This window comes from Nitrospirota bacterium (genome assembly GCA_016195565.1).
GTDB lineage: Bacteria > Nitrospirota > Thermodesulfovibrionia > Thermodesulfovibrionales > UBA1546 > UBA1546.
Genome location: JACPZK010000031.1, coordinates 41,752 through 60,211 on the forward strand (window position 1 = coordinate 41,752; position 18,460 = coordinate 60,211).

Annotated in this window: 15 protein-coding genes and 3 pseudogenes; all 18 read left to right on the plus strand. The window is 38.7% G+C overall.

The genetic code is table 11. The annotated features are described in order from the left end of the window. Positions 1-218 precede the first annotated feature (218 nt). A pseudogene (locus tag HY035_10305) lies at positions 219-308 on the plus strand (prepilin-type N-terminal cleavage/methylation domain-containing protein). A gap of 587 nt (positions 309-895) precedes the next feature. Next, a pseudogene (locus tag HY035_10310) lies at positions 896-988 on the plus strand (prepilin-type N-terminal cleavage/methylation domain-containing protein). Between the two features lie 625 nt (positions 989-1,613). Further along, on the plus strand, positions 1,614-3,560 hold the full coding sequence (locus HY035_10315) for a tetratricopeptide repeat protein (protein MBI3378771.1): 1,947 nt from the start codon (positions 1,614-1,616) through the stop codon (positions 3,558-3,560). 62 nt (positions 3,561-3,622) lie between these two features. Continuing rightward, positions 3,623-3,709, plus strand: a pseudogene (locus HY035_10320) (prepilin-type N-terminal cleavage/methylation domain-containing protein). Positions 3,710-4,171: 462 nt separating this feature from the next. After that, positions 4,172-5,197: a glycosyltransferase family 2 protein gene (locus tag HY035_10325; GenBank protein ID MBI3378772.1), complete on the plus strand. Its 1,026-nt coding sequence runs from the start codon at positions 4,172-4,174 to the stop codon at positions 5,195-5,197. Between the two features lie 10 nt (positions 5,198-5,207). Beyond that, entirely contained in the window at positions 5,208-6,605 is a 1,398-nt protein-coding gene (locus HY035_10330; GenBank protein ID MBI3378773.1) for a cobalamin B12-binding domain-containing protein, read from the plus strand. A gap of 175 nt (positions 6,606-6,780) precedes the next feature. Next, positions 6,781-7,446, plus strand: coding sequence for a winged helix-turn-helix transcriptional regulator (locus HY035_10335; GenBank protein ID MBI3378774.1), 666 nt, complete (start codon positions 6,781-6,783; stop codon positions 7,444-7,446). A gap of 1 nt (position 7,447) precedes the next feature. Continuing rightward, complete coding sequence (locus tag HY035_10340; protein MBI3378775.1) at positions 7,448-7,936, plus strand: hypothetical protein; 489 nt, start codon at positions 7,448-7,450, stop codon at positions 7,934-7,936. Positions 7,937-8,082: 146 nt separating this feature from the next. Next, complete coding sequence (locus HY035_10345; GenBank protein MBI3378776.1) at positions 8,083-9,237, plus strand: DegT/DnrJ/EryC1/StrS family aminotransferase; 1,155 nt, start codon at positions 8,083-8,085, stop codon at positions 9,235-9,237. A gap of 1 nt (position 9,238) precedes the next feature. Continuing rightward, positions 9,239-10,531 carry an oligosaccharide flippase family protein gene (locus HY035_10350; GenBank protein ID MBI3378777.1) on the plus strand — a complete coding sequence of 431 codons (1,293 nt, stop codon included), beginning with the start codon at positions 9,239-9,241 and terminating at the stop codon, positions 10,529-10,531. Continuing rightward, positions 10,528-11,472: a GNAT family N-acetyltransferase gene (locus HY035_10355; GenBank protein ID MBI3378778.1), complete on the plus strand. Its 945-nt coding sequence runs from the start codon at positions 10,528-10,530 to the stop codon at positions 11,470-11,472. Before HY035_10350 ends, HY035_10355 begins: the two co-directional genes overlap by 4 nt. A gap of 26 nt (positions 11,473-11,498) precedes the next feature. Then, positions 11,499-12,560, plus strand: a complete 1,062-nt coding sequence (locus HY035_10360; GenBank protein MBI3378779.1) for a radical SAM protein — start codon at positions 11,499-11,501, stop codon at positions 12,558-12,560. Next, positions 12,550-13,515 (plus strand): class I SAM-dependent methyltransferase, encoded by a 966-nt coding sequence (locus tag HY035_10365; GenBank protein MBI3378780.1) that lies wholly within the window; start codon positions 12,550-12,552, stop codon positions 13,513-13,515. Before HY035_10360 ends, HY035_10365 begins: the two co-directional genes overlap by 11 nt. Positions 13,516-13,681: 166 nt before the next feature. Then, complete coding sequence (locus HY035_10370; GenBank protein MBI3378781.1) at positions 13,682-14,053, plus strand: class I SAM-dependent methyltransferase; 372 nt, start codon at positions 13,682-13,684, stop codon at positions 14,051-14,053. A 131-nt stretch (positions 14,054-14,184) separates the two neighbouring features. Continuing rightward, entirely contained in the window at positions 14,185-15,471 is a 1,287-nt protein-coding gene (locus tag HY035_10375; protein MBI3378782.1) for a glycosyltransferase, read from the plus strand. Then, positions 15,468-16,421, plus strand: a complete 954-nt coding sequence (locus tag HY035_10380) for a methyltransferase domain-containing protein (GenBank protein ID MBI3378783.1) — start codon at positions 15,468-15,470, stop codon at positions 16,419-16,421. The genes HY035_10375 and HY035_10380 overlap by 4 nt, the downstream gene beginning before the upstream one ends. Further along, complete coding sequence (locus tag HY035_10385; protein MBI3378784.1) at positions 16,418-17,560, plus strand: glycosyltransferase; 1,143 nt, start codon at positions 16,418-16,420, stop codon at positions 17,558-17,560. The genes HY035_10380 and HY035_10385 overlap by 4 nt, the downstream gene beginning before the upstream one ends. Positions 17,561-17,608: 48 nt before the next feature. Beyond that, complete coding sequence (locus HY035_10390; protein MBI3378785.1) at positions 17,609-18,331, plus strand: class I SAM-dependent methyltransferase; 723 nt, start codon at positions 17,609-17,611, stop codon at positions 18,329-18,331. Positions 18,332-18,460: the final 129 nt, after the last annotated feature.

Genomic DNA, 18,460 nt, shown 5'->3' on the forward strand with positions numbered 1-18,460 from the left:
GGAAAATTGAGATTGCTTCGGCTCCGCCTCGCAATGACAACAAAGAATATCTCAATTTAGGTGCAAATATATGCGAATTAAAGGAGGTAAGGAGGTGAGGGAAAAGATAGCAGGCAGTAGACAGTAGGTAGTAGATTGCAGGTAGTAGACAGGTAGAAATGGTGGTCGTTGACCACTGACACTAAAAAGGAGGAAACATGTATAAAGCAATAAACAATATAAAGGAGCAGAAGGGTTTTACCCTTATTGAGCTTCTGATTGTTGTGGCAATCATCGGTATCCTTGCCGCAGTCGCAATCCCCGGTTACATTGGTATGCAGGAAAGGGGAAGAAAAGGCGCGGTTATTCGTGTTGCAGAGGCGTCTGTGCCGGAGCTTCAGGCCTGGATGAACTCTGCTAAAAAGGGAGGCGGTCCCCAGGGCGGCTTTTTTGAGATAGACACAAACGGCGATGGCACAATAAGCAGCAGTTCCGATGTATCGAATGATAATCTAAACACGAACCTTTTTCTACAAGTTGATGGAACTGCAATTACCGCTACCCAAGCTGATTGGACTTCTTTACAGAATGCTGCGGCGCCTGCAAAAAATCAGAAGTCGCCATGGTCAGGCTCAACAGGACTTTGGCATACGGTTGTTGCAAATACGGCAACAGAACAAGGCTGTGTAGATGCTGCACTAGCAGGTCAGATAAATATTTGCTATACCCCTGCGGCTAATGGAACAATTAGAACCCTGTTCGTGGTAGTAAGGGACATGACAGATGGCACACTTGGTACTGTAAGTGGTGTGCCTATCTACAGAAAAACAATAAGTTCGGATTAGTTTTGTGAAGGCTGAAAAGGGAGATGTCATTTATGACATCTCCCTTTTTTATCGCAAGGATCTATTTGATAATGCTTAAAAAAAATATTGGTTTTACATTAATTGAACTCTTAATAGTCGTGGCAATTATCGGTATTCTTGCCGCAATAGCGATTCCGGGTTACATTGGTATGCAGGAAAGGGGAAGAAAAGGCGCTGCTATTCGTGTTGCCGAGGCGTCTGTCCCGGAACTTCAGGCATGGATAAACTCTGCCAAAAAGGCGGGAAGCGTGCAGGGTGCTTTTAATGAAATAGATACGAACGGCGATGGTGTAATAAGCAGCGCTGATGCTAATAATAATACCTTTGGCACTACAGCCAATGGTTTTATACAAGATTATTGGATATCTCTGCAAAATAATATTAAAAATCAGGTGTCTCCCTGGGCAGGTGGAACGCCGCTCTGGTTTGACGGCGACAGCAGGGCTGATATGACAGCATGTCAATCTGCTGCAAGAGCAGGTCAGATAACTGTTTGCTATACCCCTGCGGCTAATTCAACGATTCAGCGGTTATTTGTTGTTGCAAGGAATTTAATGGACTCAGCAGCCGGTACGGTTGGCGGGGGTAGTGTTGTTTACGAAAAGGTTATAAGCGCTGATTAATACAAACGCATTAAATAATGTGTCATTGCGAGGAGCAACGTGACGAAGCAATCTTTTATTGAAAGGCGAGATTGCCACGCTCCTTTCGGTCTCTCGCAATGACAAGTGTATAAGAAAAGATAAGAAATGAAGAAAGTGAAGAAATGTGAAGAAATGTGAAGAAATGGGGACGGTTCTATTTTCAGAGAAAAAAAGTAAGAAGCTTATTCTTTTAGGGCTGATAGGAATCATTTTACTCGGAGCAGTTCTTTACTCAAACATCCTCCATGCTCCTTTTGTTTTTGATGACCATAGCTCTATCAAAGAGAATGATTCAATAAGGAGCATTGCAGAATCATTTAAAAAAATATCAAGTAACAGGTATCTTACGTCGCTTAGTTTTGCTGTTAATTATGCGGCCGGGGGCTTGAATCCTTTCAGCTATCACCTTATAAATAATTCTATCCATATTTTAAATGCGCTATTGGTTTATTATCTTGTTGTCCTTACTTTTAAAACGCCTTACTTTTCAGATAAAACGCCTTACTTTTCAGAAATTATACAAACCTTTGAAAAATCCCCCCATCCCCCCTTTAGTAAAGGGGGGCGAGGGGGGATTAATTTAGTTGCCTTTGCGTCGGCCTTTATTTTCATTGCCCATCCGATACAGACACAGGCAGTGACATATATAGCTCAGAGAGCTGCCTCAATGGCAGCAATGTTTTATCTGCTTTCGCTGGTCATATATATCAAGTGGAGGCTGAGTGCAGAGCAGCAGACCAGTAGAGCAGCAGAGCAACAGAGCAGAAGTAAAACAACTACTGCGCTACTGCTCTACTGCGCCAGTCTCATTTCCGCCATTCTTGCAATGAAATCAAAGGAGACAGCGTTCACTTTGCCTGTTGTAATAGTCCTTTATGAATTCTCATTTTTCAATAAAACCTCAGCTTCGCAATATGCGACTTCCAACTTAAGAAGATTTCTTTACCTTTTGCCAATCTTGTTTACACTTCTGATAATTCCCCTTAGTATGCTGAATTTCACAGCTCCGGTGGAAACCATTACGCAGGATATAAACATCCAGTCAAGAGAAACAGTCAATATTACCAGAACAGACTATCTCCTGACTCAGTTCAGGATTATCGTGACATATCTTAGGCTATTGGTTTTACCTATAACCCAGAACTTTGATTATGATTACCCAATCTACAATTCCTTCTTTGAACCGAATGTATTTCTATCCTTCCTGCTTCTTTTATCCATTTTTGGCATTGGGGTTTATCTCTTTCATCGTTCACGGCTCACAGTTCACAGTTCACAGGCTCTTAACTCCGAACTCCTTACTCCGAACTTCCGACTAATTGCTTTCGGCATCTTCTGGTTTTTCATAACCCTATCTGTTGAGTCATCCATTATCCCGATAAGAGATGTTATAGTTGAGCACCGTTTATATCTTCCTTCTATAGGGTTTTTTATTGCTGCTGTGCTGTCTGTGGATTATCTTTTTTCTAATATGCGTCTCAAAACTGCTTTAATGGCTGTCATTGTGCTGGCATTATCCGTAGGCGCTTATAACAGAAATACAGTCTGGAAAGACCCTCAAACACTATGGGAGGATGTTATTGCAAAGGCGCCAAATAACGCAAGGGCGTACAATAATCTTGGGGTAGAATTAAAAAACAAGGGGGAATTTGATAAGGCAATTGAGCAATTTGAAAAATCACTGAAGGCAGACAAGAACTATACATCTGTTTTTTTTAATCTCGGCGATGTTCAATACAGGCTTGGGAATTATGAAGATGCAGTTGTTTATCTAAAAAAGGCATTAACCTTAAAATTAAACCAACAACTGCACTTAGATGTTCTCAATAAACTTGGAAGGACATACAGTGCAATGGGACAGGCCGAAAATGCAATTGATGCATTTAAAGAAGCAATAAAGGTTTACCCTACGGCGGTTGCTCCTTATAATAACCTTGGGGTTCAGTATATTAAGACCGGCAGATTTGACCTTGCAATTGAAACGCTGGAGAAGGCGTTAAAAATCAGAGAGGAGCCATATATTCGTGCCAATCTTTCAATTGCATATGCAAAGAAAATCGAAAAAACTTAAGGTAAAGATGCAAAAAACAATTAATTTGTCTATAATCAAAATAAAGTTAGCAGGAGGTTAGCATGAAAAATAAAGGTTTTACTCTTATTGAGCTTTTGATTGTGGTAGCTATTATTGGCATCCTTGCAATGATAGCAATCCCAACCTATACCGGCCAGCAGCTAAGGGCCGCAAGGACAGAGGCATATACAAACCTTGAGACGTTGAGACTGCTTGAAGAGCAGTTTTATGCTGAGAATGGGGTATACACAGCGAATCTCGGAGGTCCTGGAAGCACTGCTGCTATTCGAGATGCTAACCTTGCTTTAATTCAGGATACAGCAAATGATGCAGATATTGATGAGCTGCGAGGTTTTCGTCCTGGAACAGGGACAAATTTTAGCTATAGAATAATACAAAATGTAGCGCTTGTCCCTCCTGTGGCTGTCCCGTATACTGGGGTTACGGCTGCTCTAACCCCTTGCTTTGTTGCCGTTGCCACAGGCGTTGATGGCACAAGGGTAGCAGGTGATGTGTTTGCTATAGACTGTAATAACAACAGGAACTTCTAATCCTTAAGCCCGTTTAAAAATTCCCTGTTTTTTAGATGGAGATTTCAAGAATACATGGTCATGGATTCATTAATCTCAGTAATAATTCTTAATTATAATGGAAAAGATTACATAGAAGAATGCCTCGATTCTGTTCTTGCTCAGACCTATGAGCCTCTGGAGATTATCGTTGTTGACAATGCATCCAACGACAGTTCTCTGGAAATATTAAAAGAAAAATATTCATCGAAGATTAAGCTCATTGAAAGTAATACCAACCTTGGTTTTGCCGGAGGGAATAATTTGGCATTAGATTATGCGAAAGGAGAGTTTATTGCACTTCTTAACAATGATGCTGTTGCGGACAGGAGATGGATAGAGGAATTTATGTCTGCGGTTAGCAGGTGCGATGGGACCTTCGGCATGTGGGCCAGCAAGATACTTTTTTATGATGACCGTGAGATTATAGATACAGCCGGCCATCTTATATATCCTGATGGCCTGAACAGGGGGCGCGGCAAGGGAGAAAAGGATAAAGGACAATATGATAAGGAAGAGGAAGTTTTTTTCCCGAGTGGCTGCGCGGCCATATATCGCAAAGAGATGCTGGATATTATCGGTTTTTTTGACCCTGATTTTTTTGCATATGGAGACGATACTGATTTAGGGATGAAAGCAAGGATTGCAGGCTGGAAGTGCATTTATGTGCCGAAGTCCGTCGTCTGCCACCATTCATCTGCTGCAAGCGGAAAATATTCACCATTGAAGGCATATCTCGTAGAAAGAAACAGATTGTGGGTCTTAATAAAATATTTCCCGTTGAGATATATACTGCTTAGTCCTTTTTATACGGTATTAAGATTGATACTGCAGCTCTATGGCGCACTGACCGGAAAGGGAGCAGCAGGAAGGTTTACCGAGGAGTATTCATTTTTAATGCTTGCCGGTGTTTTTATAAAAGCGTATTTTGATGCAGTGCTGGGATTGCCTGGGATGATAAGGAAAAGACTGAGAATGAACAGGATTAAACATGCCGGCGCCAAAGAATTTGCTTTATGGCTAAAAAAGTTCAGGATAAGCGCTGCGGAGATTGCGTTAAAGGAATGATGGTATATTTATGAAGGTTCTTCTTATACAGCCTCCAGCCAGACATATTGCCAGGGAAGATATTGTTGTTCCTCCACTGGGCATAGCGTATCTCGCGGCTGTGCTGGAAAGAAAGGGACACAAGGTTTGTGTTCTGGATGCCTTTGCCGAGATGCTTGATTTTAATTCTCTTGAAGAAAGAGTAAAGTTACTCTCTCCAGATGCTGTTGCTATTACAGGCATGACGCCTGTAATAGATAGTGCATACAGGGTTGCAAAAATAGCAAGAAGATATGCGCGTTACGTAATAATAGGCGGCCCTCACGTATCTGTTGCTGGCGCTAAGGTATTTGAGCAATGTCCTGATTTAGATTACGCGGTACAAGGCGAAGGTGAAATCAGTTTCCCGCTTCTGGTAGAAGCGTTGGAACGCAATAAGGATATAAGCAATGTCCCCGGGGTTATTACCAGAGACTTCAGCAATCCGCCTTCTCCCTTAATAGGCGAGCTTGACAGCCTGCCTTTTCCTGCAAGGCATTTGCTGCCGAATGAGAGATACAGATATATATTGTCATCAGGAAAAGTTACAACAATGTTTACATCAAGAGGATGCCCGTACCATTGTGTGTTCTGTGATAAGGCTGTTTTCGGCTCTAAGTGGAGGGCGAGGAGCGCGGCAAATGTCCTTGACGAAATAGAACTTGTGAGAAGAGATTACGGAATTGACTCAATAATCTTTTATGACGATTTATTCACTCTTGATAAGAAAAGAGTTCTGGAAATATGCCGGGGAATTATTGACAGGGAACTTAAGATTGAATGGAAGTGCGAGGGCAGGGTAAATCTGGCAGATAAAGAGGCTCTCGCATGGATGAAGAAAGCAGGCTGTTCGATGATAGCCTATGGGGTTGAGAGCGGGAATCAGAAAGGGCTTGATTACCTGAATAAGGGCACAACAGTTGAACAGATAAGAAATGCATTTGAGTTGACAAAAAGGGCTGGCATAAGGCCTATGGCATATTTTGTTTTAGGGATTCCCGTTGAGACGTATGACGATGAGCTGAGGACAATAGGCTTTGCAAAGGAAATAAAACCTGCGTATGCGCAGTTCAGTGTTCTGTCACCTGTGCTGGGCACAAAACTCTATGATGATGCTGTTAGAATGGGGTGGTATAAAGAAGTTGAGGCAAAAAACCCTATGGACAAGGACGTTAACAGGCCGGCTATAATAAATGAAAACTGGGATGAGGAAAAATTAGTCCGCATCCTGAGGGAGGCGCACAGAAGGTTTTACATGAGTCCATGGTATATAATGGAGAGAATTAAAGAAGCAACAAGTTTGAAAGATTTCATCAGAAAGGCAATGGCAGGATTTAAGCTCTTCATGTGGTATTTGAGAAGTAAGACAGGCAAGAGGCAAGAGGATTAAATGTTTTTAAATAAGGCAACTGCCCGAATTATGCGCGTTAAGAATTGATTATGGCATGTCAAAGGTGTTGTCCGATTAGCCGATTAGAACTGCAAAAGACTTTTCAGTCTCCTATACCCCTTTCAACTGCATTTTCTTATTGACAGAACAGATGTCTGTGTGATAAGTTCAGATTATGAACGTTCAGGATTTGAACGGCAGGAATAGCGAAACTCCTGATACTTATAAGTCACTCCTGCTCCTTGATGAAATCTCAAAATGGGAGCCCATGTCGCAGCGTGACCTTAGCAAGAAACTCAACGTAGCCCTCGGTCTTGTAAATTCATATATAAAAAATCTTGTTTCAAAGGGCTATATAACCATAAAGACGATACCTTCAAAAAGATATGCTTACTATCTCACATCGAAAGGTTTTGCAGAAAAAACGCGGTTAACATATCACCATTTACAGAACTTCACAAATCTCTACAGGGAAGCCAGAAGAGATTTTAAGGAGTTATTCAGCAACCTGTATAAAGAGGGCGTGAAGAGCGTTGTTTTTGCAGGCGCAGACGAGTCTGCAGAGATAGCATATCTTTCCTTGCAGGAGTTTGATATAAGGTTTGCAGGGATTGTTGACATAGAGCGCGCGGGCAAAGATTTCTTCAAATACAAAATAATGCCGCTTGAAAAGATAAAGGAGATCGATGCTGATTTTGTGATTGTGAGTTCATTTATGAAGAGAGATGAGGTTTATAGGAAGCTTATAGAAGAAGGTATCTATCCGGAAAAAGTGAAGTGCATATTCACGCTGACGTATAAAAGCCCTAATGCCTTGAATAATGAATCCGGGAGAAAATAAAATGCAGTGGTATGCTGTATATACAAAGCCAAAGAGAGAGGATGTTGTGGCAGGTTCTCTTGAGAATGCAGGCATTGAGGTCTTTAATCCAAGATTAAAACAGAAAAAATACGTGCAAGGCGCTTATAGAAATAAAATCAGCCCGCTTTTCCCCTGTTATATATTTGTAAAATTTGAACCCGAAACTACTTCACACATGATTAAGTATACGCGGGGAGTCAAGAGGGTTGTCGGTGGAGATTTGCCATGGCCTGTTTCAGATGAGATTGTTGACGTAATAAGGGATCAAGAGGAAGACGGGATTGTTACCATAAAACCCCCACAACTCAAATACGGCGACAGTGTGTCCATAAACGACGGGCCTCTGTCAGGGCTGAGAGGGATATTTGAAAAAGAGTTGAACGGACAAGAGCGTGTGGTTTTGTTGCTGAGCGCAGTTGAGTATCAGGCAAGGGCTGTTGTAGATAAGACGTTTCTTGTCATGGCTTAAAGACGGCATCAGTTGTGTGTAGCCGATGAACAATCAGTATGTATTTTTTTCTGACGGAAGGGAATGTCCCCCTGAATGGCGGTAGCCTGCAAAGATAAAGATGTCAATGAAGAATTTTAGAATAAGGACTTTTTAAAGGGAAATCAATGAGAAAAAAGTTTTTAGTATTTGGAAGTCCAATGATAGAACAGCCAGAAATAGACGAGGTGGTTGCCTCTTTGAAGTCTGGTTGGATCGGTACAGGACCGAAAGTTCACAAGTTTGAAGGAATGTTCAAGGAGTATAAGGGGAGGAGATTTGCCATAGCATTAAACTCTTGTACATCTGCATTACACCTTTCTATGCTCGTCATAGGAATAAAACCCGGGGATGAAGTTATTGTTCCAGCAATGACATTTGCAGCAACAGCCAACGCAGTTATACATACAGGCGGAATTCCTATTTTTGCTGACTGCGAAAAAGATACGATGAACATTGATCCAGAAGATATCGAGCGAAAGATTACTTCAAAAACAAAGGCTATAATTCCAGTTCATTTTGCAGGTCGGGCAGGTAATATGGATGCCATAATGAATATTGCTAAAAGGCATAATATGAGAGTAATAGAAGATTGCGCACATGCTATAGAATCAGAGTATAAAGGTAAAACGACAGGTACTTTTGGAGAATTGGGTTGTTTTAGCTTTTATGTCACAAAAAATATTGTGACTGGGGAAGGGGGAATGGTTATTACAGATAATGAAGATTACGCTAATAAAATTAAGATATTGGCGCTTCACGGAATGAGTAAAGACGCATGGAGGAGATTCAGTGATGAGGGATACAAACATTATCAAGTGGTTTATTCAGGATTTAAATATAACATGATGGATATTCAGGCAGCGATTGGAATTCACCAATTGCCCAGGATAGAGAAATATTGGAAACGGAGGCAGAAAATATGGAACAGATACAATGAAGCCTTTAAGGATTTACCAGTTTTTACCCCTGCACCAGTAGAACCAAATACTCGTCACGCTTATCATTTATATACTCTACTGCTTGATATAGACAACTTAAAAATTACCAGAGATAAATTTTTAGATGAAATGACAAAACAAAATATTGGGATTGGCGTGCACTATATTGCTTTGCACTTGCATCCTTATTATCAAAATACTTACGGTTATAAAAGAGGTGATTTTCCAAATGCAGAATGGATTTCAGACAGGACAGTCTCTCTCCCTATTTCAGCAAAGCTGACAGATGAGGATGTGGAGGATGTGATAGAGGCAGTAAGTGCTATCATTGTAAATCTATAAAATGAACCTCGCAAAAGAGAGTTTCTATACACTTGTATTTCAGATTTCAGGCTTTATATGCGCAACTGTTGCAGGGATAATTATAGCAAGAGCATTAGGACCTTCTAATAAAGGAATAGTCGCTATAGCACTTCTTTATCCATCGTTTTTTTTTACTATATTCAATCTCACTTTTGGACTGAGCATAATGCACCACATGGGCAAAATGGAATATGGTGTAAAGACCTTCTCTGGCAGTGCACTGATTATTTTAATCGCGATGAGTGTTTTATCTATGTCTGTTTTCTTTGTTACTGTTGGCCTTTTCAGAGAAACTCTTTACAAGGGAATAGAGATAAAGTATCTAACAATTACAGGTATTTCAGTCCCTTTTTATCTAATGCTTTATTACTTTTCTTCGATACTTCAAGGAAGTATGGACATTAAAGGATATAACATATCTAATCAGCTTTCATCATTCTCGAATCTTTTTTTTATATTAATATTTATTTTTTTGTGGAGATTTACAGCATTGGAGGCAGTAATTGCCGGAATAAGTGGAATCGTGTTAGGGGGGGTATTTTCTCTCTGTAAGGCAATTAAAAGAGCAGGAGGAATTTCTTTTAATAAAAAACTTGCTGGTGTCCTTATAAAAGACGGAGCAAAGATTCACTTAGGCGCAATAGCTACTTTTATATTTAATCAGGCCAGTTTTTTTATACTCAATTATTATGCGGTACCATCTGAAGTTGGTTATTACTCTGTTGCATTTAGCCTTGCAAATATCATTTTTTTCTTTTCCATATCTCTGGAAATAGGGCTTTATCCAAAAATGGCACATGCTACCATGGAAGAAGCAGTTGAGCTTATTCAAGTAGCAACAAGACAAATACTTCTTATAACAGCTTTAGCCGCTCTGATTATGGCGGCTTTTTCAAAATACATAGTTTTGATTTATGGCGGAGAAGCGTTTCTTCCATCTGTAACCCCTCTAATTTTACTTCTGCCAGGAGTGGTGATGTTTGTAATCCCTAAGATACTTTCAACCCTCTGGGTACGTAAGGGATGGTTTTTACCGCTCACATTTATTGCAACAGGTATGGCTGTTTTAAGTCTTATACTAAATCTTTTACTTATATCAGGATTTGGAGCAAAAGGTGCAGCTATTGCAACGACCATGACGTATGCACTGTCAAGTTTTATCGGACTGCTCTTGTACTGGAAATATATAAGCAGAGACATATCGAGTCTTTTTATTCCTAAACGTGCAGACTTTACGATTTATCGAGAAATATTAGCTGTATTTAAAAGATGAAAATAAAAATGCTATCTAAAGAAGAATGGTTAGAGATATTGGAGAAGTGTCCTGATGCGACTTTTTTTGCAACGCCTGAGTGGGCAGAGGTTGTTGAAAAAACCTATGACTATAAGAACGTTACAAAACTATTTGTATTTGAGGATGGGCAGAAAGTGCTATGCCCTCTTGTGAGGACTAATAAAGTGTATGGTATTTTTTCTCAACATCTCTCTGTGCCGTTTCATAATTATGGAGGTTTTTTTTCAAATGAAGAAATTTCAGAGATAAAAGTGGAAAAAATAATAAAATACCTTACAAACGGCCTCACAATGGGCGTGACTATTTGTCCCCATCCACTTTCGCGAGTTAAGTATCCAGCGGAATACATCGCGGATAAGTATTCAACACATATTTTAGATCTCATTCAGGGCTTTGAGTACATATGGTTTGAGTATGAAGATAAGGATCAGGCAAGGAAGGCAAGGAAGGAAGGAGTGACAATCAGGTTAGGAGAAACTATTAATGACTTCAGAATATACGATGAAATGTATTCTGATTCTGCTAAGCGTTGGGGTTTGAAAGAATGTCAACCTCTTAAGCTTTATGAAAATCTCTATAATTTAGGAAGCAACAGGATAAATCTCTGGCTTGCAAGGCATAATGAAAAGGATATAGCAGGTATAATACTTGGATATTTTAATGAGATAGTTGTTTACTGGGGAGGAGCCTTTTTGTACGAATATGGGAGGCTCAGACCAAATAACCTTCTTATGATTGAAGCGATAAAGGATGCATGTGAAAAAGGGTATAGATATTTTGATTTCCTTCCAAGTGCAGGAATTGAAGGGGTGGAGAAGTTTAAGGAGAATTTTGGGGCAGAAAAACATGAATATTTTGCTTATAACTTTCAAGGAAAATTATTAAATATGCTAAGGAAGTTTAAAGGATTACAGTCTTAAGAAAAAAGTAAACAAAAGAGGAAGTAATGGTTTTAAAATTCAAAAAGTATATTACATATCAAGCAAATAAATTTAGAAAAGACACTATGCAAATAATTCGTGAAAAATTATTAATTAATGTTACTCCTGAATATCCTTCTGAGGTTTATATTGAGATAACGAACAATTGTAACCTAAATTGTGTCATGTGCCCACGACGCCATTTAAATCGTAAACTCGGGGATATGAACTTTGATCTCTTCAAAAAATGCATTGATGAAATCAGTCAGTTCAATCCCCAACCATCAGTCTTGTTGACATTTCTTGGAGAGCCATTGATGCATAAGAAAGTTCTGGATATGGTTAGATACTCAAAGGGGAAGGGATTAAATGCAAGCTTAATATCAAATGGCTGCCTTCTGAATAAGGAGATTGCGGATGCACTTATTGAGATGCAACTCGACCGTATTACCTTTAGCATAGATGCTGTTACTCAAGGGACTTACGACAAAATAAGAATAAATTCAGATTTCAATCGTGTTCAGGAAAATATTAACTACTTGATTGATAAAAAGAAAAAGTTGAACGCTCAATTTCCGATAATTCAAACATCAATGGTTATACAGGAAGAAAATCAGAGTGAATATGAAGATTTTATTGATACATGGATTGACAAAGTGGACCAAGTCTATTTTCAAAGGGTATTTGAAGACAGAGAAGGCGGAATTGGAAGACAGATATCCGCAAGAGATGCGTTTCAACTGGATAAAGGAAAAAAGAAGCCTTGCTATTATCTATGGCAATTGATGGTTGTATATTGTGACGGGCAGGTGACTACATGTCCGCCGGACGACTTTGGAATATTGACGATGGGTGATGTTACAACGCAATCTTTATATGATATTTGGCACTCTGAACAATATAACAGGCTTCGCCGTAAACATATAAGAAATGATATAAAAGATAAAAAACCCTGTTTAGGATGTGATTACTGGCGTGGATATGTTCTTAAAAGCGAAAAAGTAAATTTCAGGGGCCGGAGTCTCGTGAAAAGTGAGAATTCCCTGTGTATTGCCTACACAAAGAGAAAGAGATCATATGGAATTTGATGCAGAAACGAATTGTAATTTATGTAACAACAATAATTATACAAAGCTATACAGCAAGGAATATAAAGGAGATGTGTTCTTTTTAGTGGAATGTAACAATTGTCATCTGAAATACATCAACCCGCAGCCAACTGGTGAAAGTTTGAAATATTTTAATGACTTTATCCTAAACTCGCGAGAATGGCTATCTCAATTCCCCTCTTCTTTAAATGCCAATTATTATGAGTTTCGAACCGAGGCTGGGCTCGCTGGCTATAGAACATACATGGAACATGTTGAAATGTTTGTTAAGGGTGGAAATTTGCTTGATGTTGGTTGTGGCGACGGCCCTTTATTCAGGTTGGCTGACCATAGCAAGTGGAAAATGTACGGGTTGGATGTTTCTGCAAAGGCTTACAAATACCATAAGAAAAATCCTTTAGTTCACTTTCATTATGGGACGATAGAGTCTGCTCCTTACGAAGATAGTTTTTTTGATGCAGTATTCTCTTTTGATGCAATTGAACATGTAAAAGATCCTATGTCCTTTCTCAAGTCTATTGCCATGGTGACAAAAACTAATGGCATATTATGTCTTAACACGGTAAACATTGATAACAGGATTGCAAAAAAGGAGAAAGAAAAATGGGTCCAATTTACCCCACCGGGACATCTTTATTATTTTTCACCTAAAACCATGAAGATGTATCTTGAGAGCTCAGGGTTTAAGGTTCTGAAATTTGATATGAGGATACCGCTTTTTGCACCAATGGATTATGGCACTCTGGTGAAATACAATAATTCTAAAATGCCCAACAGGCAATCAGTTGAAACATCAATTAGGATAAAAGATTTTGTCATTAAAATTCTCAGACCCCTTAAGCCTATTTTGATTCCAATATACGATTTCTTATGCCAGATAAAAGGCCGAATAATCGGTAAGCATGATATAACTGTATATGCCCGCAAGGCTTAAATGATAAGAAGGTTATTAGAAAAGATTATCGAATATCCTTCCTCCTATTATGACCATATGCTGAAAAAAGAAAAAATGATTTTTTTTAAAAAATGGCGATGATACAAGACTTTTAGACTTAGGCGCCGGTACCCAAAAACTTCACAAAAGAGCAGTTTGTTTTGATATTAAGACCTTTACCAATGTTAACGTGATCGGAGATGCTCATTTTCTTCCATTCAAAGATAATTCTTTTGATGGAGTAGTTTCATTTGGAGTACTGGAGCATACCCATAGGCCATGGTATATTATTAAAGAAATATACCGAGTAATTAAAAAAGAGGGAATGGTTTTTATTGGCGTACCATTTATCCAAGGCTACCATCCAGCACCAGGTACAAAAATGGATATGTATCGGTTTACAACCACAGGATTAGATTATCTCTGCGAGTCGGTAGGAGGATTTACCAAAATAGAATCTGGCATAGGAGGAGGCCCTGCATCAGCTGCTGCATGGATTGTTAGGGAATTTTTGTTATCTTTTATTCCCAATTTCTGAGTTTTAAAGACATTTTTTATTTTGTTTTTGGTTGGTTGATTTTTTGGATAAAATACTTTGATTATTTTCTTGTGAAGGATTCTCAGAATTATAAAATACCTTCAGTTGTTTATTTTATAGGTAAAAAGTAAATGTTAAATAATCAAAAGATAAAAATCCTTCTTTTCTGTAGCTCCTTAAACATCGGTGGCACTGAAAGGAATATTGTTAAAATAGCAAAGCATGTAGACAAAACAAGATTCGATGTAGAGATTTTCTGCCTTTTTGGTAGCGGCCCATTGGAAGATGAGTTGAAGGATGCTGGTATTCGTTACTCCTTTGGGAATTTTGGACGGATATTTGATTTCAGAGTTTACTGGAGGGCTTTGAAAGCGCTTAAAAAAAATGATTTTGATATAGTGCATTGTTTTGGATACCCCACTACATATTTTGGCGTTTTACTTGGGCGGTTAGTTGGAATTCCAAATATCATAGTTGCTATACAGGCATTGGACACATGGAAAGGCAAAGAGCATATTTTATTAGACAGACTAATCAGGCCATTTGTTACTCTTTATATCGCAGATAGCGAGGGCGCTCGAAGCTTTGCTATGGTTCAACAGGGGATTATTCCAGATAATATTATAACTATTTACGATGGGGTAGATATATTATCTTTAAAACCTTCAAAAGATATCCATCAATTGAGAAAAGAGCTTGGCATATTAAATAATTTTCCTATTGTCGGTGTTGTTGCAAGATTACAGGATGAACACAAAGGGCAGTCCTATTTTATAAAGGCGATTCCTTTAATCCTTAAAGAATTTCCTGATACGAATTTTCTGATAGTTGGAGATGGGGCTGACAGGGTGTATCTGAAAAGTTTGGCTGAAGAGATTGGTGTAAGAAATAAGGTTGTCTTTGCTGGCTTCAGAACAGATTTAGCAAATATTTTTTCAATAATTGATATTCTTGTTATTCCTTCTGTTCAATGGGAGAGCATTACCAAAACCATGCTGGAAGCAATGGCTATGGCACGACCTATTGTAGCTACTAATGTGGGTGATATATGTGAAATATTTAAAGGTGGAGAAACAGGAATCCTTATTCTACCAGGAGATTCACCAGAAATAGCTAACTCAGTAAACTACCTATTGAATAACCCTGATTATGCTATGAGGATTGGGAATGAAGGATTGAAAGAAATTCAAAAGTGCGGATTAATATTGGAAAAGAGTATCAAAAGTTTGGAAGATATTTATATGTACCAGATATCCATGAGGCCAAAGTACAGCTTTATAAAAAAGGTGTTAAGAAAATTATATTTTTATGGAGTCTTTATTTTTATATCATTAGGATTCTTTATCTATAAATTTATAGAGGGTGTTTACATTAGAGTTGTTATTTATAAAAAAGGATTGTTAAAGAGATACCTATGAAAAAAAGACTTTTAGATATTCTTGCATGTCCACAATGCAAACAAAAAATAGAGTTACAGGATGCTGTTATTGTAAAAGAGGAAATACAAGAAGGCAATCTGGAATGTAAAACATGTAATTTAGCATTCCCTATTAAAGGTTTTATTCCAAGATTTGTCGACACTGATAAGTATGTGGACAGTTTCAGCTTTGAGTGGAACAAGTTCTACGATGTGCAGATGGATATTCTTAACAATACCGATGAATCAGAGAAGACTTTTTTATGGAAAACGGGGTGGAAGCCTGAAGACCTGAAGGGGAAACTCGTTCTTGATGTCGGTGTCGGAGCAGGAAGGTTTGCCGACATTGCCTCTCGCTGGGGCGCGGAGGTGATAGGCATTGATTTGAGTTTTGCTGTGGATGCGGCATATAAGAACATCGGGGAAAGAGAAAATGTTCATATCATACAGGCGGATATTTTCAATCTGCCATTCAAGCCGGGGACATTCGACCATATGTATTCCATTGGCGTGCTTCATCATACCCCCGACACGAAAAAGGCATTTCACTCTGTCGTTCCTTTGTTAAAAAAGGGAGGAGAGTTTGCCGTATTCATTTATGCCTACGGACATTATCATTATTTCAGCGATATATGGCGTAGGATTACCACCAAATTCCCGATAAAGCTTATGTACTATCTCTCATCCATTGCGGTACCTCTCTACTATTTGCATAAGATCCCTTTTTTCGGAAAGGCTGCCCAGTTCCTCTTTCCTACAGCAAACTGGCCTAACCGCAGATGGAGATGGCTGGATACCTTTGACTGGTATACGCCGAAATACCAATGGAAACATACCTGCCCCGAAGTGTTTCAATGGTATAAGGAAGAAGATTTTACCGATATTGAGCTTTTCCATCTGGAAAAAGAAAGCAGCCTTGCCCAAATATGTATGCGGGGGAAAAAGAATTGAAAAAAATATTGTTTGTAATCCCGACACTTTCAGGGGGAGGGTCTGAAAGAGTTATGGTTCATCTAATAAGGAATATAGATAGGAGTAAATTCAATCCTTGCTTAGTATTGTTTGAGAAGAAAGGCCAGTATCTGGAAGATTTACCGTCAAATATTCAGATTTTTGAATTGAAAAAGGGAGGATATAAATATGGTTTTCAATGGCTTATTTTGTTTAAGCTAAGAAAACTAATAGAAAAACAGAAGCCAGATATTATTCTGAGTTTTATGTGGTATACAAATCTTATTGCTTTGATAGCAAGGTCTTTAAGTAAAAGTAAGTGCAGGATTGCTGTAAGTGAAAGATATGGTCTGTTAATTTCGCATGAAGGGTGGTTAATAGAACTTTTACGGCGGCAGGTTATTAGGTTTTTTTATCCTAAGGCTAACTTAATTATAGTAAATGCAAAAGAAATGGGTATTCAGTTAAGAAAGATGCTTAATATCTCTGAGAATAAGATTGCAGTAATCTACAATCCGGTTGATTTAAAGAAAATAAATCAACTGTGCATAAAAGACGCTCATCACCTTTGGTATAAAGAACAAATCCCAATAATTACTGCTGTTGGAAGATTAACATTACAGAAGGGCTTTACGTACCTTCTGAAAGCTGTTCGTATATTATTATTATCAGAAGGGATACAATGCAGATTAGTTATTCTTGGAAGAGGACCAGAGCAAGAAAGGCTCGAAAAGTTAGCGGTAGAATTAGGGATTAATACAAATGTGGAATTTTTTGGATTTCAGACAAATCCTTACAAATATCTTGCTCGCTCAACAGTTTTTGTCCTTTCCTCCCTGTATGAGGGATTCCCTAATGTCCTTCTTGAAGCTATGGCACTGGGGATTCCATCTGTTGCTACACGATGTCCAACTGGCCCGGATGAGATAATAACCGAAGGAGTTGATGGTATTCTTGTTCCGTCGGCAGACGAAAAGGCCATTGCTGACGCCATAAAGAAATTACTGCTGGATGATGACCTGAGAAAAAGATTAAGTGAGGCAGGAAAGAGGAGAATTCAAGATTTTGCAGTTGAAAAAATTGTGAAACAATATGAGGATGCTATAGAGAGTGTATGTGCGGAATCTGCGGAGGGATAAATTTTGAAGTTGAAAAAAAGCGATATAGTCTCCGGTCATATCCCCAAAATGTTTTTGCAAATAGCTTCTAAACTTTCACCACTGCCTAATGAGGCGGTCATTCTTGAGTTGGGATGTGGTAAGGGACAAATGGTCCAGGAACTCAGGCGAGAAGGGTATGCAGCATTTGGCTGCGATTTTATAGATACAAAAGGTGTGTCTGATTTTACTCGCGATATTCGGAAGCAGTTTGACGACGGTATTCTTCGACCTATAAAGATTTTGCCATACAGGTTGCCTTTTGAGGATAATACCTTTGATTATATTTTTGGTTCGCAGGTTTTTGAGCATGTTATGGATTATGATATCACTTTAAAAGAGATACATCGCATACTCAAACCGGGTGGCCTTAGCCTCAATATTTTTCCGGGAAGATATATTTTTATTGAACCCCATATATTTGTACCCATAGCCTCTGTTGTACGCAATAAAGTATGGCTGCTATTTTGGGCGTATTTAGGTATTAGAAACAGCTTTCAGAAGGGCAAGAGTGCAATGGAAGTATCAACCTTGAATTATAATTATCTTAATGCGCATACAAATTACTTAACCAAAAAACAGATATTGAATTATGCTAAGAGATATTTTGACGTTTCATTCCGGGAAGATTTGTTGTTCGAAGTAGGGACATCAAGAAAGGCAAAACTTGCTAAATTGATTTTAAAGTTATTCCCATCGCTGCTTGCCTTTTTTAGTGCGTTGCACACTCGTGTTTTGGTGCTTAGGAAGTGATTTTGGTTTCAATCTAATCACCGTTAAGTGAAATTGCAACCACGGGGCGGTTTTGGTATCAAATCAAGGTGTAATATTTCAAAAACATGATGGCGGAACCCTGTTTTTTATTCGGTTTAAAATTTCTCA

Coding starts and splice junctions, on each gene's coding strand:
- HY035_10325 (MBI3378772.1), top strand. CDS start 4,172: ATGGATTCATTAATCTCAGTAATAATTCTTAATTATAATGGAAAAGAT.
- HY035_10330 (MBI3378773.1), top strand. CDS start 5,208: ATGAAGGTTCTTCTTATACAGCCTCCAGCCAGACATATTGCCAGGGAA.
- HY035_10335 (MBI3378774.1), top strand. CDS start 6,781: ATGAACGTTCAGGATTTGAACGGCAGGAATAGCGAAACTCCTGATACT.
- HY035_10340 (MBI3378775.1), top strand. CDS start 7,448: ATGCAGTGGTATGCTGTATATACAAAGCCAAAGAGAGAGGATGTTGTG.
- HY035_10345 (MBI3378776.1), top strand. CDS start 8,083: ATGAGAAAAAAGTTTTTAGTATTTGGAAGTCCAATGATAGAACAGCCA.
- HY035_10350 (MBI3378777.1), top strand. CDS start 9,239: ATGAACCTCGCAAAAGAGAGTTTCTATACACTTGTATTTCAGATTTCA.
- HY035_10355 (MBI3378778.1), top strand. CDS start 10,528: ATGAAAATAAAAATGCTATCTAAAGAAGAATGGTTAGAGATATTGGAG.
- HY035_10360 (MBI3378779.1), top strand. CDS start 11,499: ATGGTTTTAAAATTCAAAAAGTATATTACATATCAAGCAAATAAATTT.
- HY035_10365 (MBI3378780.1), top strand. CDS start 12,550: ATGGAATTTGATGCAGAAACGAATTGTAATTTATGTAACAACAATAAT.
- HY035_10375 (MBI3378782.1), top strand. CDS start 14,185: ATGTTAAATAATCAAAAGATAAAAATCCTTCTTTTCTGTAGCTCCTTA.
- HY035_10380 (MBI3378783.1), top strand. CDS start 15,468: ATGAAAAAAAGACTTTTAGATATTCTTGCATGTCCACAATGCAAACAA.
- HY035_10390 (MBI3378785.1), top strand. CDS start 17,609: ATGTTTTTGCAAATAGCTTCTAAACTTTCACCACTGCCTAATGAGGCG.